14 protein-coding genes are annotated in these 14,240 nt (G+C 75.1%); 11 read left to right on the top strand and 3 right to left on the bottom strand.

From position 1 onward, the window contains the following. The first annotated feature begins 235 nt into the window (after positions 1-235). From ABZ452_RS09365 to ABZ452_RS09340, 6 genes are all read left to right on the top strand, one after another. Complete coding sequence (locus ABZ452_RS09365; protein WP_357940661.1) at positions 236-1,504, top strand: Hsp70 family protein; 1,269 nt, start codon at positions 236-238, stop codon at positions 1,502-1,504. 5 nt (positions 1,505-1,509) lie between these two features. Beyond that, positions 1,510-4,068: a LuxR C-terminal-related transcriptional regulator gene (locus ABZ452_RS09360; protein WP_357940659.1), complete on the top strand. Its 2,559-nt coding sequence runs from the start codon at positions 1,510-1,512 to the stop codon at positions 4,066-4,068. After that, the gene (locus tag ABZ452_RS09355; RefSeq protein ID WP_357940657.1) at positions 4,065-6,002 is read left to right on the top strand and encodes an ATP-binding protein; all 1,938 of its coding nucleotides are present in this window, start codon (positions 4,065-4,067) and stop codon (positions 6,000-6,002) included. Before ABZ452_RS09360 ends, ABZ452_RS09355 begins: the two co-directional genes overlap by 4 nt. Further along, a complete protein-coding gene (locus ABZ452_RS09350; RefSeq protein ID WP_357940655.1) occupies positions 5,999-6,445 on the top strand; it encodes a roadblock/LC7 domain-containing protein in 447 nt (148 codons plus the stop codon). Before ABZ452_RS09355 ends, ABZ452_RS09350 begins: the two co-directional genes overlap by 4 nt. Next, entirely contained in the window at positions 6,423-6,803 is a 381-nt protein-coding gene (locus ABZ452_RS09345) for a DUF742 domain-containing protein (RefSeq protein WP_357940653.1), read from the top strand. Before ABZ452_RS09350 ends, ABZ452_RS09345 begins: the two co-directional genes overlap by 23 nt. A 71-nt stretch (positions 6,804-6,874) precedes the next feature. Then, positions 6,875-7,621 carry a cellulose binding domain-containing protein gene (locus ABZ452_RS09340; RefSeq protein ID WP_357940651.1) on the top strand — a complete coding sequence of 249 codons (747 nt, stop codon included), beginning with the start codon at positions 6,875-6,877 and terminating at the stop codon, positions 7,619-7,621. A 16-nt stretch (positions 7,622-7,637) separates the two neighbouring features. Here ABZ452_RS09340 and ABZ452_RS09335 read toward each other — a convergent pair whose 3' ends face one another. Continuing rightward, the gene (locus ABZ452_RS09335) at positions 7,638-8,018 is read right to left on the bottom strand and encodes a DCC1-like thiol-disulfide oxidoreductase family protein (protein WP_357940649.1); all 381 of its coding nucleotides are present in this window, start codon (positions 8,016-8,018) and stop codon (positions 7,638-7,640) included. 83 nt (positions 8,019-8,101) lie between these two features. On the opposite strand from ABZ452_RS09335, the gene ABZ452_RS09330 reads away from it, so the two are divergent. The 3 genes from ABZ452_RS09330 to ABZ452_RS09320 all read left to right on the top strand — a co-directional run bounded on the left by ABZ452_RS09330 (position 8,102) and on the right by ABZ452_RS09320 (position 11,004). Further along, positions 8,102-10,150 carry an intein-containing Rv2578c family radical SAM protein gene (locus tag ABZ452_RS09330; protein WP_357940647.1) on the top strand — a complete coding sequence of 683 codons (2,049 nt, stop codon included), beginning with the start codon at positions 8,102-8,104 and terminating at the stop codon, positions 10,148-10,150. Between the two features lie 112 nt (positions 10,151-10,262). Next, positions 10,263-10,547, top strand: a complete 285-nt coding sequence (locus tag ABZ452_RS09325; protein ID WP_357940645.1) for a hypothetical protein — start codon at positions 10,263-10,265, stop codon at positions 10,545-10,547. Positions 10,548-10,596: 49 nt separating this feature from the next. Further along, positions 10,597-11,004, top strand: a complete 408-nt coding sequence (locus ABZ452_RS09320) for a CoA-binding protein (protein WP_357940643.1) — start codon at positions 10,597-10,599, stop codon at positions 11,002-11,004. Here ABZ452_RS09320 and ABZ452_RS09315 read toward each other — a convergent pair. After that, positions 11,001-11,609, bottom strand: coding sequence for a TetR family transcriptional regulator C-terminal domain-containing protein (locus ABZ452_RS09315; RefSeq protein WP_357940641.1), 609 nt, complete (start codon positions 11,607-11,609; stop codon positions 11,001-11,003). The two genes, ABZ452_RS09320 and ABZ452_RS09315, sit on opposite strands and share 4 nt — an antisense overlap. Positions 11,610-11,703: 94 nt before the next feature. Here ABZ452_RS09315 and ABZ452_RS09310 point away from each other — a divergent pair, with 94 nt between their 5' ends. Next, positions 11,704-12,354 (top strand): PH domain-containing protein, encoded by a 651-nt coding sequence (locus ABZ452_RS09310; protein WP_357940639.1) that lies wholly within the window; start codon positions 11,704-11,706, stop codon positions 12,352-12,354. A gap of 73 nt (positions 12,355-12,427) precedes the next feature. On the opposite strand, the gene ABZ452_RS09305 is transcribed toward ABZ452_RS09310, so the two are convergent. After that, complete coding sequence (locus ABZ452_RS09305) at positions 12,428-13,624, bottom strand: acyl-CoA dehydrogenase family protein (RefSeq protein ID WP_357940637.1); 1,197 nt, start codon at positions 13,622-13,624, stop codon at positions 12,428-12,430. 180 nt (positions 13,625-13,804) lie between these two features. Here ABZ452_RS09305 and ABZ452_RS09300 point away from each other — a divergent pair, with 180 nt between their 5' ends. Next, positions 13,805-14,239: a DUF4190 domain-containing protein gene (locus ABZ452_RS09300; RefSeq protein ID WP_357940636.1), complete on the top strand. Its 435-nt coding sequence runs from the start codon at positions 13,805-13,807 to the stop codon at positions 14,237-14,239. Position 14,240: the final 1 nt, after the last annotated feature.

Genomic DNA, 14,240 nt, shown 5'->3' with positions numbered 1-14,240 from the left:
AGGGCCGGGGGTCACCGGTCGTCATCGGGGCGCGACCCGCAACCGGCCCCCGCCGATTAGGGGCCCTCGCCCCCTCGTGCGTTAGGGGGGCAGGGGGAGGCGGGCCGGCCGGAGTTAGGGTACCGGGTCGGAGGCGATCTCTGGTACGAACGTAGGAGCCCACGGGGTTCGCCGGGGGTGGGTCGCCACGGTGCCGACACCGTCCCCAGGCCACTCGCGGTGGAGGAAGAAACACATGCCGTACGTCCTGGGGTTGGACATCGGGAACACCGGCACGGCCGCCGCCGTCGCGAGGCGGCGGGGCGGGTCCTGGGCGCGCCCCGAAGTCGTCGCGCTGGGTGACCGGTCGGCCGCGGTGCCGTCGGTGCTGCACCTGGCGCCGGACGGGTCGCTGCGGGTGGGCGAGCCGGCGACCGAGGACCGCAGCGGCACCACCCGCGATTTCGTCCGGCGCGTCGGCGACGACGTGCCCCTCCTGCTCGGCGGCGAGCCCTGCCCGCCGGAAACGCTGGTCGCCGAGCTGGCGGCCTGGGTGGTGCACCGGGTCTCCGCATACGAGGCCGCGTTCGCCGAAGCCGTCGTGCTGAGCCACCCCGCCGGGTGGGGCCCGCACCGGCGTGACCTGCTGCACCGGGCACTGTGGGCCGTCGACCTGCGGAACGTCACGCTGCTCCCGCGCACGGTCACGGTGGCCGAGAGCCATGCCGCGCGGGGCTTCCCGGGCACCACGGCCGCGGTCTACGCCCTGGGCGGCAACTCGTTCGAGGCGGCGCTGGTCCGCCGGAACGCGCGGGGCAGGTACGAGACGTTCGGCCTGCCGCAGGGCCTGGAGGCGCTCGGCGGCACCGACTTCGACGAGGCGCTCGCCGAGCACGTACGCGCCGCGCTCGGCCGGGAGTTCGCCGGTCCGACCGGCGGGGAGGCGTACCCGACCCCGCACGGGCTGCTGGCCGAGTGCGACCGCGTCAAGCGCGAGCTGACCATCGGTACGGAGGCCGACGTCATGCTCACCCTGCCGAGCGGCCCGGTCCGGGTGCCGGTGACCCGGGCGCAGTTCGAGGACCTGATCCGTCCCGCGGTCCGCGCCACCGTCGACCTGCTGGCGCAGACCGTGCACTCCGCCGGCCTGACGCCGGCGCAGCTCGACGGCGTCCTCCTGGCCGGCGGCTCGGCCCGGATCCCGCTGGTCACCGAACTGCTCACCGCGGCGCTTCCCGTCCCGGTCGAGGTGGAGCCGGACCCTCAACTGACCGCCGCCACCGGGGCGGCGCTGGCCGCCTGCCAGGTGGTGTCACCGCGGCCGCGCCGCCCGGCCCCGGTCCCCGCCACCGCACCGTCCGGTGACGCGGGACCGGCCGTTCCGGCGCGGCGGCACACCGAACCCGACCAGCCCCGCCACGGTGAGCCTCCGGCCCGCCCCCCGGTGCGGATCACCCCGCTGAACCTGCCGAAGGCGTCCCGCCTGGCGCTGGCCCGCGGCCGGGGCCGGGACCGCGAAGGATGACCCACATGATCATGAGTACCGTCACCGACGCCCGGCTCGTGCTGGGCACCGGGCCGACCGCCCTGCTCGGGGCGGTCGTGGCGGACCCCGGACGCCCCCTCGCCGTCGGCGTGACGGGCCCCGGCGGCCACGGAAAGACCGCCCTGCTCCGGGAGCTGGCGCGGACTTACCGGGACGCCGGTGGCACGGTGCGGGAGGGCGCCCCGAGCCCGGACGTCCCGGTCGACCCCGGGGCCGTGCTGCTGGTCGACGACGCGCACCTGCTGGACGACGCGCGGCTCGAAACGCTGCGCCGGCTGGTGACCGGCGGTCGGCACCGGCTGCTGATCGGTTACCGCCCGTGGCCCCGGCCCGCGGCGCTGGCCGGGCTGGCCGAGGCGCTGAAGCGGGACGGCCGGCAGGTCGTGCTCGACCCGTTCACCGCCGAGCAGACCCGCGACTACCTCGCCGGCGTACCCGACCTCGGCCGGGCAGGCGAGCTGGCCGCGTTCGTGCACGCGCAGACCGGCGGGGTGCCGCGGGACGTCGAGCGGCTGGCCGTCGGGCTGCGCGGGTCGGCGAACCAGAACGCCCTGCCGACCGAGCCCCCGCGGCCGGCCGTCCTCGCGTTCGGGCCGGACCTGGAGGAGCTGCCGCAGGACGTCCGGCGGTTGCTGCTGGCCGTCGCCGCGGGGTTGCCGCTGCCCGTCGACCTGCTCGGCCCGCTGCTCGACCGGGAGCCGGCCGCGGTGGACGACCTGGTGGCGTACACCAGGGCGGCCGGCCTGCTCGGCGCCGACGGCCGGCTCGCGCCGATCGTGCGGCGGGCGGTCGTCGCGCTCAGCCCGGCCACCGAACGCACCGCCATCTGGCGCCGCCTCACCGAGGGGCAGCTGAGTCGTGGTGCGGCGGTCCTCCCCCTGGTCCGGTCGCTGCGCACGGCCGGCGCCCTCGACGACTGCCCGGCGGCGGCCCTGGAGGCCGCGGCCGAGGAGGCGCTGGGCGGTGAGCCGGCCCTCTCCGCCGAGCTGTTCGCCGCGGCCGCCGCGCGAGGGCTGCCGACCGGCGCCCGCCAGGCCGTCGCGGCGGCGCTCGCCGGCGACCTGGAGGACGCGCTGCGGCTGGCGAACCGCCTGCTCGCGACGGCCCCGCCGCCCGTGCGGGCGGAGGCGGCCACGGTGGCCGCGACGGCGCTGGCGCACCGGGGCCAGGTGGAGCGCAGCGTCGAGCTGTACCGGTGGTCCGGCCTCGCCCCGTCCGCGGCGTTCGCCGCCGTCGGAGCGCTCGCCCTCGGCCGCCCGGTCGCGGAGGTCGACCTTCCCGACGATCCGGCCGGGGCGCCGCCGACCCTGCACGCCAGCGCCGCGCGGCTGATGGCCGAGGGGGTACGCGAGAGCATCACCGCCCCGCCGACCAGCGCCCTGTCCCGGCTGGTGCAGGCGACCGCACTGCTGGAGCCCGACGGGCGGCGGGTGCTCCTGCCGGACAGCCCGGCCGCGCTCGCCGCCTTGACGGCCGTCCACTGCGCCGAGCTGGACATCGCCGAGGGCGTGCTGGAGCGGGCCGTGGCGACCGGCATCGGTGGACCGCTGATGGCCCGCCGCCACCGGTTGCTGCAGGCCTGGATCCTGATGGTCCGCGGCCAGACCGCCGCCGCGGCCGACCACCTCGCCGCGGTGACCGCCGGCGGCCGGCCGCTGGAGTCGCGCGACCTGCTCCTGGCCAGTGCGCTGCACCTCGGCATCGCGCGACGCAACAGCGATGTCGCGGGGCTACAACGCGGTTGGGGCCCGGCGCTGGAGGCCGTGGTCCGGCACCCGGTGGACCTGTTCACGCTGCTGCCGCTGGGCGAGCTCGCGGTGGCCGGCGCCCGGCTGGGCGACCTGGCCCGGCTGAAGCCCCACCTGCGGGAGGCGTGGTTGCTGCTGGACCGGCTCGGCGGCCCGGTGCTGTGGAGCGCGCCGCTGCACTGGACCGGGCTGCACGCCGCCATCCTCACCGAGGAGCCGGCGGTCGCCGACGCGCACGTCGCCGCCCTGCTCGCCGCCGCCGACCACAGCCGCTACGCCGCCGTGGCCGCCGGAGCCGCCACGGTCTGGGTCGAGGTGCTGCGCGGCGTCGTGGACCCGGTCCGGGTGGAGGCCGCCGCCCGTGGGCTGCACGACGCCGGGCTGTGCTGGGACGCCGCCCGCCTCGCCGGGCAGGCCGCCATCCGCACCTCGGACCGGCGTGCGATGACCACCCTGCTGGAGTGCGCCCGGGTGCTCCAGGCCCGGCCGCCCGCCCGCACCGACGCCGCGGGTGACGGCTCCGCGCCGGTGACCGACGCCGCCACCGGTCCCACCCGGTACCGGCTCAGCGACCGGGAGCACGAGGTGGCCGAGCTGGTGCTGGCCGGGTTGACCTACCGGGAGATCGGGGACCGGCTCTTCATCTCGGCGAAGACGGTGGAGCACCACGTGGCACGGATGCGGTCCCGGCTCGACTGCGCCAACCGGGCGGAGCTGCTGGCCCTGCTGCGCACCGTCGTGGCGGACCGGTCGAGCGCCGGCCGGCAGCCGTGGCCGGAACGGGAACCACGGTGAGCCGGCCGGCCGGGCGGACCGGTGACCGACGGACACGCCTGAAGCTCGGCGCGCTGGCCGCCGTGCTGCTGACCCTCTGGGCGTACGCGGCGGTGCTGACCGGCCGGGACGCCGCCGACCTCGTACGGGTCCGGGCCCTGGCGGACACCCTCGGCCAGCCCACCGACCTGCTGATCCTCAACCTTCAGCTCGAACGCCGGCTGACCGCCGAGACGATCGCCGGTGCCGGACGGGCACGGGACGCCCTGGACGGGGCGCGGGACCGGACGGACGGCGCCGTCGCCCCGGTGCGCGCGTTCACCGAGGGCCACGACCCGCGCCTGCTCACGGCGGGCGCGGTGCGGGACCGGGCCGACGAGCTGGTCCGGCAGTTGACCGGGCTGGCGACGCTCCGGTCCGAGGTGGACGGCGGCCGGCTCGACCGGCCCAGCGCGGTCGCCGCGTACGACCGGCTGGTGGACGCCGCCTTCGCGGTGTACGGCCCGGAGTGGGGCGGGCGCGAGGACGAGCTGGCCGGTGAGACCCGCGCCGTCGTCGCGCTGGCCCGGGCCCGCGAGCTGCTCGCCCGCGAGGACACCCTGGTGACCGCCGTCCTGACCGCCGGCGGGGTCGGCGACGACGACCGGCGCCACCTGGCCGAGCTGGTGACCGTCCAGCGGTACGCCCGGACGGCGGCCGCCGCCGCACTGCCGGCCGGCGCACGGGACCAGCACCAGCGGCTGGTGGAGGGCCCCCGGTTCGCCGGCCTGCTGCGGCTGGAGGACCGGCTGCTGCGGGCGGCGGGCACCGGCGGCACGACCGGGATCAGCGCGCGGAGCTGGCGGGAGGCCGCCGACCCGGCGCTGAGCGGGCTGCGGGACCTGGTGACCACCACGGCCCGCGGCAGCGTCGAGCGGGCCGCGCCGGCCGCCGCGCTGGTGGTCACCCGGACCGGCGTGGTGGTGGGGCTCGGACTCATCGCCGTGCTCGTCGTGCTGGTCGGCTGGTCCCGCACGGTCCGCCGCCTGACCGACGGGCCGGACCGCCCGGAGACCGTTCCCCGGGCGGGCACCCCGGGCCACCTCGCCCGCCGGACCGGCGACGACGGCGGTTCCACACCGACGGTGGCCGCCACCGGCGAGCTGTTCCTGCGGCTGACCCGGCGCAACCAGGCCCTCCTGCGCGAGCAGCTCGACCTGCTGGGCGCCATGGAGCGGCGGGAGCGGACGGCGGAGGAGACGGCCGACCTGTTCCGGCTCGACCACCTCGCCACCCGGATCCGGCGCAACGTGGAGAAGCTGGTGATACTCGCCGGTGCGACGCCGGCCCGCCGCTGGCGGCGGCCGGTGCCGCTGCTCGACGTGGTACGCGGGGCGGTCGCCGAGGTGCCGGACTACCAGCGGGTCCTGGTCGCGCCGCACTGGCCGTGGACGCTCGCCGGCTCCGCGGTCACCGACGTTGTCCACCTGCTGGCCGAGCTGATCGAGAACGGGCTGGCCTGTTCGCCGGAGCACACCACCGTCCGGGTCGCCGGCGAGCCGGGGCCGCAGGGCTGCGCCGTGGTGGTCCTCGACGACGGGCCCGGCCTGGACGCCGCAGCGCTGGCCGAGGCGAACGAACTCCTGGACCGTCCGCCCCCGGACAGCCCGCCCGCCGGCTGCGCCGGACTGCACGTCGCCGCCCTGCTCGCCGCCCGCTGCGGTGCCCGGGTGTCGCTGCGTCCGGGACCGCGCGGCGGGACCGCCGCCGTCGTGCTGCTGCCCCACGGCCTGGTCACCGGAACCGCATCCGTGGCCGGACCGGCCCCGGCCACGCCCCCGCCGGCCGCGACGGTCCCCGGCGGCCCGCTGCCCACGCGGATCCGCCAGTCCGGGGCGGTCCGGCCCGCACCCGACGCCACCGTCCCCGACACCGTCGAGACAACGCTCCGCAACAGCGGGAGAGGACCCAGATGACACATTCAGCGGTCGCCACCGACAGCCTGGCCGCCGCCCTGGACGGCCTGGTCGACCGGGTCCCCGGGGCCGAGGTCGCCGTGGTCCTCTCCCCCGACGGGCTGCTGCTCGGCCGGTCCCGGCACGTCGAGGACCACGTCGCGGAGCAGGTCTCCAGCCTGGTCAGCGGGCTGTACGCATTGGGACAGGCCGCCGGGCGGGTGTGTGTCGCCGGCGGGCTGCGGCAGGTCGTCGTGCAGATGTCGCGCTCGTTCGTGTTCGTCGCCACCACCCGGGGCGGAGCGATCCTCACCGTCCGGATGGGCGGCGACGCCGACGTCGGCGACATGGCGTACGAGGTGGCGCTGTTCGCGGCGCAGGCCGAGCGGGCCCTGCCCGTCTACCTCGAACCGGCCCGGACGGTGACAGGCGGGATCAGCGGTGCGCACCACTGGAGACCATGACGAGGCGTGGTACGACGAGGACGCCGGGCCGGTGGCCCGGCCGTACACGGTGACGCGCGGCCGGATCACGTCCGACCACGGCCAGCTCGACCTGATCTCCCTCGTGGTGGCCCGGGGGGTGGCGCCGACGTCCGCGCAGCTGTTTCCCGAACAGGCCCGGATAGTCGAGCGGTGCCACCGTCCACTGTCGGTGGCGGAGGTCGCTGCCGACCTGGAGTTGCCGTTGGGTACCGTCCGGGTGCTGCTCGGCGATCTGCTGGAGGCCGGCCTGATCGAGACGCACGAACCACCGGCACTGTCCGGGGCGCCGACGAGGGAACTGCTTGAGGCGCTGCTCGACGGCCTTCGCACGCTGTGACGAGTGGTGACCGCCGGAACCGGGAACCGCGTACTCCGGCCCGATGGACGACCTGAAGGGGGAAAGGCCCAGTGCCGGCACCACCGTCCCCGCCACGGCGGACCCTGCCGATCATCCTGTTGGACGGGCTCGTCGCCGCGGTGGGGGCCGTGCGCCGCGCCGTCGTCGGCCGGCGGGACGGCTCGCGGCTCGCGTACGTGGCGATCGCCGCCTCGCTGGGGGTGCTGCTCGCGACGGCGTACTCGATCGTCACGGTGCTGCGCACGCCGGAGCGGCTCACCCCGGTGGCCGTGGGGCCGGCCGGCAGCGTGCCGGCGACCGACCCCGTGGCGACCGGGACGCCGGAGGAGCAGCCCGAGCCGAGCGACGCCACCGCCCGGACGGCCACACCGCCCGTGACCACGGCCGCTCCCGGGGCACCCGCCCCACCGGCCGCGCTGCCCTCGACCGGTGCGTCGACGGCGACCACCCCGGCGCCGCCCCCACCCGTCCCGCTGGGCGCCGCCTTCGCCGTCGAGGAGAACGCCCTGCTGAGCTACGGCGCCGCGGTGACGATCGGCAACCCAGGCCCGGCGCCGGCGCCGGCCTGGACCCTTGTCGTCGTGCTGCCCCGCGAGTCGCTCCGGGTCACCTCGGTCACCGGGGCCCGGGCCAGCCGGGACGGCGCCACGTGGACCTTCGTGCCGGAGGGGGACGCCGGCCGGGTGCCGGGCCACGGCACCGTCCGGGTCACGTTCCGGGTGAGCGGCGCGGCGATCAGCGCCACGCCCACGGCGTGCACCATCGACGGCGCCGCCTGCACGGGGCTGCCCGGCTGACCGGCGGGCCGGGGCCTCAGTTGCGCCCGGCGGACGGGACCGCGCAGGCCGCGGTGCCGCCCGGCAGGCGGTGGCGGTTGCGGGCCACCCAGCGGTACGCCGGCCAGGCGGCGGCGCGTACCGGAGGGAACCGGAGACCGGCTCCGGCGGTCCGCCAGAGCGGGTTGCTGTCGCCGAGCAGCCGGGCGATGGCGTCCGGGCCCGCGGCGCGTACGCCGTCCGCGCCGACCCACTGCACCGCCTCGTCGCACTCGGCGACGGTCAGGCCGAGCGCGTCGAGGTCGGCGAACTGCCAGGGCAGCACCCGGGCCCGGGTCGGGATCCAGCGCTCGATGATCCGCGCGCACTTGGTGCAGAACGCGCAGTCGCCGTCGTAGACGAAGGTCGACGTCTCCATGCCTCCATCCTGCACCCCGTGGGTCCCACTCCGGTGGCCGGTGTCCGGCGGGTCACTTGCGCTTCTTTCGTACGCGTGTTCGAATGAAGCACATGCGCTGGGACAACCTCTCCGCTCCCCCGGACGAGGGGACTCCCGACGGGGCAGCGCCGGCGGCTCCACCCCTGCCGCTGGCGCTCCCCGGCGCGATCGCCCGCGCGTTCGACACCCCCGGCTTCGCCGGCATGACCTTCTACGAGGTGCGGGCCAAGTCGATCATCAACCGGGTGCCGGGCCAGTCCCGCGTCCCGTTCGAGTGGACGATCAACCCCTACCGGGGCTGCTCCCATGCCTGCGTCTACTGCCTGGCGGGTGACACGCCGATCCTGATGGCCGACGGCCGCACGAAGCCGATCAGCGAGCTGGCGGTCGGCGACCGGATCTACGGCACCGAGCGGCGGGGCGCCTACCGGCACTACGTGGTCACCACCGTGCGCGCCAGGTGGTCGACGGTGAAGCGGGCCTACCGGGTGACCCTGGAGGACGGCACCACGCTGGTCGCCAGCGGCGACCACCGGTTCCTCACCGAGCGCGGCTGGAAGCACGTGACCGGCAGCATGCGGGGCGGCGGCCGGCGGCCCTACCTGACCACCCGCAACCACCTGCTCGGCACGGGCGGGTTCGCCTCCGCCCCGAAGCGCTCGGCCGACTACCGGCGGGGCTACCTCTGCGCCATGGTGCGCGACGCCGACCACCCGGGCAGCCGCTTCCGGCTGGCCACCGCCGACGAGGAGGCGCTGGAGCGCGCGGAGCGGTTCCTGGCCGACGCCGGCATCGGCACGGGTCGGGTGTCCGGCCCGCCGGTCCGGGCCGGCCGCCGGTCGACCACCCCGATCCGCACCGCCCGCCCCGGCGACGCCGAGGCGGTCGCCGGGCTGATCCGTCCCGAGGACGAGCCGACCGACGACTGGTGGCTGGGCTTCCTGGCCGGCACCTTCGACGCCGTCGGCAGTTGCCGGCGGGGCGTGTTCCGGATCAACGTGCGCGACGACGAGAGCCTGCGCCGGGCGGCCGCCGCGCTGGACCGGTTCGGCTTCCGGTGGGTGCTCGACGACCCGGGCAACCTCAACCGGGCCCGCCAGCTCCGGCTGACCGGTGGCCTGCCGGAGCGGTTGCGCTTCTTCCACCTGACCGACCCGGCGGTGACCCGCAAGCGTTCGATCGAGGGCACGGCGCTCAAGTGCCGGGCCCGGCTGCGGGTGGCGAGCATCGAGGATCTCGGGCTGGAGCTTCCGCTCTGGGACATCACCACCGGCACGGGCGACTTCATCGCCAACGGGGTGGTCAGCCACAACTGCTTCGCCCGCAACACCCACACCTACCTCGACCTCGACGTCGGCGCGGACTTCGACCGGAAGGTGATCGTCAAGGTCAACGCGGGCGAGCTGGTACGCCGGGAGCTGGCCGCCCCGAAGTGGCGCGGCGCGCACATCGCCATGGGCACCAACGTGGACTGCTACCAGCGGGCCGAGGGCCGCTACGAGCTCATGCCGCAGATCCTCGCGGCGCTGCGCGACTTCGCCAACCCGTTCTCGATCCTGACCAAGGGCACGCTGCTGCTGCGGGACCTGCCGCTGCTGCGCCAGGCCGCCGAGGTGACCCGGGTCGGGTTGTCCTACTCGGTGGGGTTCGTCGACGAGGCGCTGTGGCGGACGGTCGAGCCGGGCACGCCGAGCCCACGTCGCCGCCTCGACGCCGTACGCCGGCTCACCGACGCCGGCTTCTCCGTCGGGGTGCTCATGGCGCCGATCCTGCCGGGGCTCAGCGACGGCGACGAGTCGATCGACGCGACGGTGGCCGCGATCGCCGCGTCCGGGGCCACCAGCGTCACCCCGCTGCCGCTGCACCTGCGCACCGGCGCCCGCGAGTGGTACGCGCGCTGGCTGGCCCGCGAGTTCCCGCACCTGGTCCCCCGCTACCGGCAGCTCTACCAGGCCGGGGCGTACGCGCCGCAGGCCTACCAGCGGGAGGTGACCGCGCGGGTGCGGATGGCGGCCCGCCGGCACGGGCTGCACCGGGGTGAGGCCGGCGACAACCGGCAGCTGCCCGCCGCGCCGGCCGCCCCGGCGGCCGAACAGCTCTCCCTGCTGTAGCCGCGACCGCCTACGATGCGCCGGTGCGAGAGATCATCGCTGCGGCGCTGCGCCGCCAGCGGACAGCCGTCCTGATCGCACCGGCGGCGAGGTTCGGCGGTGGTCTGCTCTCGTGCCGTGGGAGGCGCTCGGTGCGGAGCTGCCGGTCGGGCCGGGCGTGGCCGGCCGCTACCTGCGCCTGCCGGTCGTCCGGCCGGACTTGATCCGCCGGGTCGGCCGGGGACTACGACCAGGCGTCTTCGTGGCGGTCCGGGAGCTGACCGTCGCCCCGGCGCTCCTGGCCGTCGCCATCCAGCACTACGCCACTCATCCACAGCACCGGGCGGCCACCGGCACCACGGCGGAGTACGCCCGGCTCCGGCACGCCCTCACGGCGGCTGCTCAGCGCACCGCCTGACGAGCGGCACCGTCGGGTCGCCGAGGGTCGGCCGGGTTAGGCTCGGCGAATGCGTTCCGCCCAGCAGATCCTCGCCGATTCCGCCGTGATCGCCGTCGTGGGGGCGTCCCGCGACCCGGGCAAGGCCGCCCACCGTGTGCCGCTGGAGATGCAGCGGCACGGCTGGCGGATCATCCCGGTGAACCCGACCGTGGACGAGCTGTTCGGCGAGAAGGCGTACGCGTCGCTGGCCGACATCCCGCACCCGGTCGACCTGGTGGACGTGTTCCGCCCGGCTCGGGACGCCGTCGAGGTGGTCCGGCAGGCGGTGGCGATCGGCGCGCCGGCGGTCTGGTTGCAGCTCGGGATCTTCTCCGACGAGGCGCGGCGGATCGCCGAGGAGGCGGGGATCGACTACGTGGAGGACCGCTGCCTCATCATCGAGCGGGCCGCCGGTGGCCTGACCCGGCGCGGCTAGTCCCCACTCCCACGATCAGGATCGGGGCCGAACAGCAGGTCGAGCTGGGTGTCGAGGGCGGCCAGCGCGGTCTCCGGCGGGTAGTGCCCGCCGATCAGGTAGATGCCGAGGCCCTCCATCACGGCGAGCAACCCGACCGCGGCCCGTTCGGGGTCCACCCCGGGGTTGGCGCCCGCCCGGATCTGGCCGGCGATGAAGCCGAGGAGGGCTGCCGTCTCGTCGTGCAGCGCGGCGGCGACGGCGGGGCGTACGGCGGTGTAGGCCAGGAACGCGAGGGCGACCCGGCCGTCGGCGCGGCGCTCCTCGTCGAGGGGCAGCAGCTCGGCCAGCATGGTCCGCAGCAGCGTGCGGGGTGCCGGCGTCGCGCCGAGCGCCCCGAGGGCCCGGCTCACCCGGGCCTCGTTGCGGTCCCGGACCACGGCGAGCGCGAAGGTCATCATCTCGTCGCGGGTGCGGAAGTAGTGCTGCACCATCCCGGCGCTGACCCCGGCCGCGGCGGCCACGTGCCGGAGGCTCACGGCTTCCAGGCCCTGCTCGGCCGCGACCCGCATGAGCGCGTCCGCGATCAGCGCCCGGCGCTCCCGGTGGTCGACCCGCTTCGGCATTCCCCCATGCTTTCACAATACGACTGCATTGACACGCCGCCTGCGAGCGTTTACGTTGCGACTGCATCGTAAAACGATCGGAGGGGGGATCGACATGAGGAAGGCACTTGGCCTGCTACGGCGGGTGATCGTCTACGAGTGGCGAATGTGGCGGAGCCTCTTCCGCTGGCTCCTGCGCCGGCCCGTCGCTCCTGCCGAGGGAGCCGAAGCCTTCGGCTACATCGGTGCGGTGAAGCCGATCCTGATCGCCTTCATCGCGCTCTCCGCCGTCGAGATTCCGATCTTCGACGTGATCATCCGGCACACCATGCCCTGGCAGGCGGCGCGTGAGGTCGCGCTCGGGCTCGGCATCTGGGGAGTGCTGTGGATGATCGGCCTCTACGCCGCCCTCCAGATCCACCCGCACGTCGCTCACCCTGCCGGCCTGCGGGTCCGCAACGGTTTCTCGGTGGACTTCACCGTGCCCTGGGAGGCGGTGGCCCGGGTCGACGCCCGGTACCGCTCGCTGACCGGGAGCCGCACGGTGCAGGTGGAGCGGACCGAGGCCGGGACGGTGCTCAACATCGTCACCGGCAAGCAGACCAGCGTGGACCTGGTGCTGCACCGCCCGCTCTCGGTCCGGCTGCCGAGCGGCCCCAGCGAGCCGGCGACCGAGATCCGGCTCTACGCCGACGACCCCGGCGCGCTGGTAAAGCTGGCCCGCCAGCACCTGCCGACGCCAAACCCCACCACCCGGCCGCGTTGATCAAGAGGTCTGCGTCACCGGCACGGTCGGAACCGACGCAAACTTCTTGATCAACGCGGTGCGCCGGCACGGCTCAGAGCTTGTACTCCTTCAGCAGGCCGCGGCTGATGATGGTCTTCTGGATCTCCGAGGTGCCCTCGCCGATCAGCAGGAACGGGGCCTCCCGCATCAGCCGCTCGATCTCGTACTCCTTGGAGTAGCCGTAGCCGCCGTGGATGCGGAACGCTTCCTGGACGACCTCGGCGCAGTATTCCGAGGCGAGCAGCTTGGCCATCCCGGCCTCGACGTCGTTGCGCTGGCCGGCGTCCTTGAGCCGGGCCGCGTTGACCATGAGGGCGTGGGCCGCCTCGATCTTCGTGCCCATCTCGGCGAGCTTGAACGCGACGGCCTGATGCTTCGCGAGGGGCTGACCGAAGGTGCGGCGCTGCTGGGCGTACGCGACGGCCAGCTCGAAGGCGCGGATCGAGATGCCGCAGGCACGGGCTGCCACGTTGACCCGGCCGACCTCGATGCCGTCCATCATCTGGTAGAAGCCGCGACCCACCTTCTCCTCGCCGCCGAGCACCGCCGACGCGGGAACGGTGACGCCGTCGAGCACCATCTCGGTGGTCTCGACGCCCTTGTAGCCCATCTTGTCGATCTTGCCGGGAATGGTCAGGCCGGGGGCGGTCTCGCCGAAGCCCGGCTCCTTCTCCAGCAGGAACGTGCTCATGTTGCCGTAGACCGAGTCGGCCCCGGTGTCGGTCTTGACCAGGGTGGCGACCACCGAGGAGTACGCGCCGTTGGTCAGCCACATCTTCTGGCCGTTGAGCACGTAGTTGTCGCCGTCGCGGACCGCCCTGGACTTGATCGCCGAGACGTCGGAGCCGCACTCGGGCTCCGACATGGAGAAGGCGCCGCGCACCTCGCCGGTGGCCATCCGGGGCAGCAGCCGGGCCTTCTGGTCGGCCGAGCCGTGCTGGGAGATCAGGTACGCCACGATGAAGTGGGTGTTGACGATGCCGGAGATCGACATCCAACCCCGGGACAGCTCCTCCACCACGAGGGCGTAGGTCAGCAGGGACTCGCCGAGACCGCCGAACTCCTCGTCGATGGTGAGGCCGAACAGCCCCATCTCGCGCATCCCGTCGAGGATGTCGGTGGGGTACTCGTCGGCGTGCTCCAGCCGCTGGGCGTGCGGGATGATCTCCTTGTCGGCGAACTCCCGGACGGTTTCCAGAATCGACCGCTGCACGTCGGTCAGGCCGGGCGTCTGGGCGAGTCGGGCCATCTCAGCCTCCGGGGGATCGGCGCACTACTCGTGGGTAACTGAACGCTGGGTCAGTATCGGCCCCGGGACCGGCGGAGCCAAGGTGACCAGTCCACACAACCGCTGTGAAAAGGTTCACCGCTGCGGGTAGCGTCCGCAAGAGAGAGGGCCGTCGACCTGCGACGAAGGGCGAGGAGGGACGTGAGCCAACCACCCGGTGAGCCCGAGCAGCCACCGTCGCCGTACGAGCCGCCCGCCTACGGCCAGCCGTACGGGGAGCCGCCGCAGCAGCCGCACTGGGGGCACCAGCCGCCCGGGGCCGCCCAGCCGCCCTACGCCCCGCAACCCCCGTACGGCCAGTACGGGCCGCCCGGTCCCGGCCCGCAGCCACGCGGCGGCGGCCCGAACGTGCTCGCCATCCTGTCGCTGGTCTTCGCCTTCGTCTTCGCCCCGGCCGGCATCGTCTGCGGCCACCTGGCCAAGCGGCAGATCCGGCGGACCGGCGAGGAGGGCGACCAGCTCGCCACCTGGGGGCTGATCCTCAGCTACGTCTTCACCGCGCTCGGCCTGCTGATCTGCTGCGGCTGGATCGGCCTGGCCATCTGGGCCAACTCGGACAACGGCAGCACCTACTGAC

Origin of the sequence: Micromonospora sp. NPDC005707 (genome assembly GCF_040631005.1) — a bacterium.
Taxonomy (GTDB): Bacteria; Actinomycetota; Actinomycetes; order Mycobacteriales; family Micromonosporaceae; genus Micromonospora.
The sequence above is the reverse complement of the archived record's forward strand: the minus strand, read 5'-3'. Positions and strand labels throughout refer to the sequence as shown.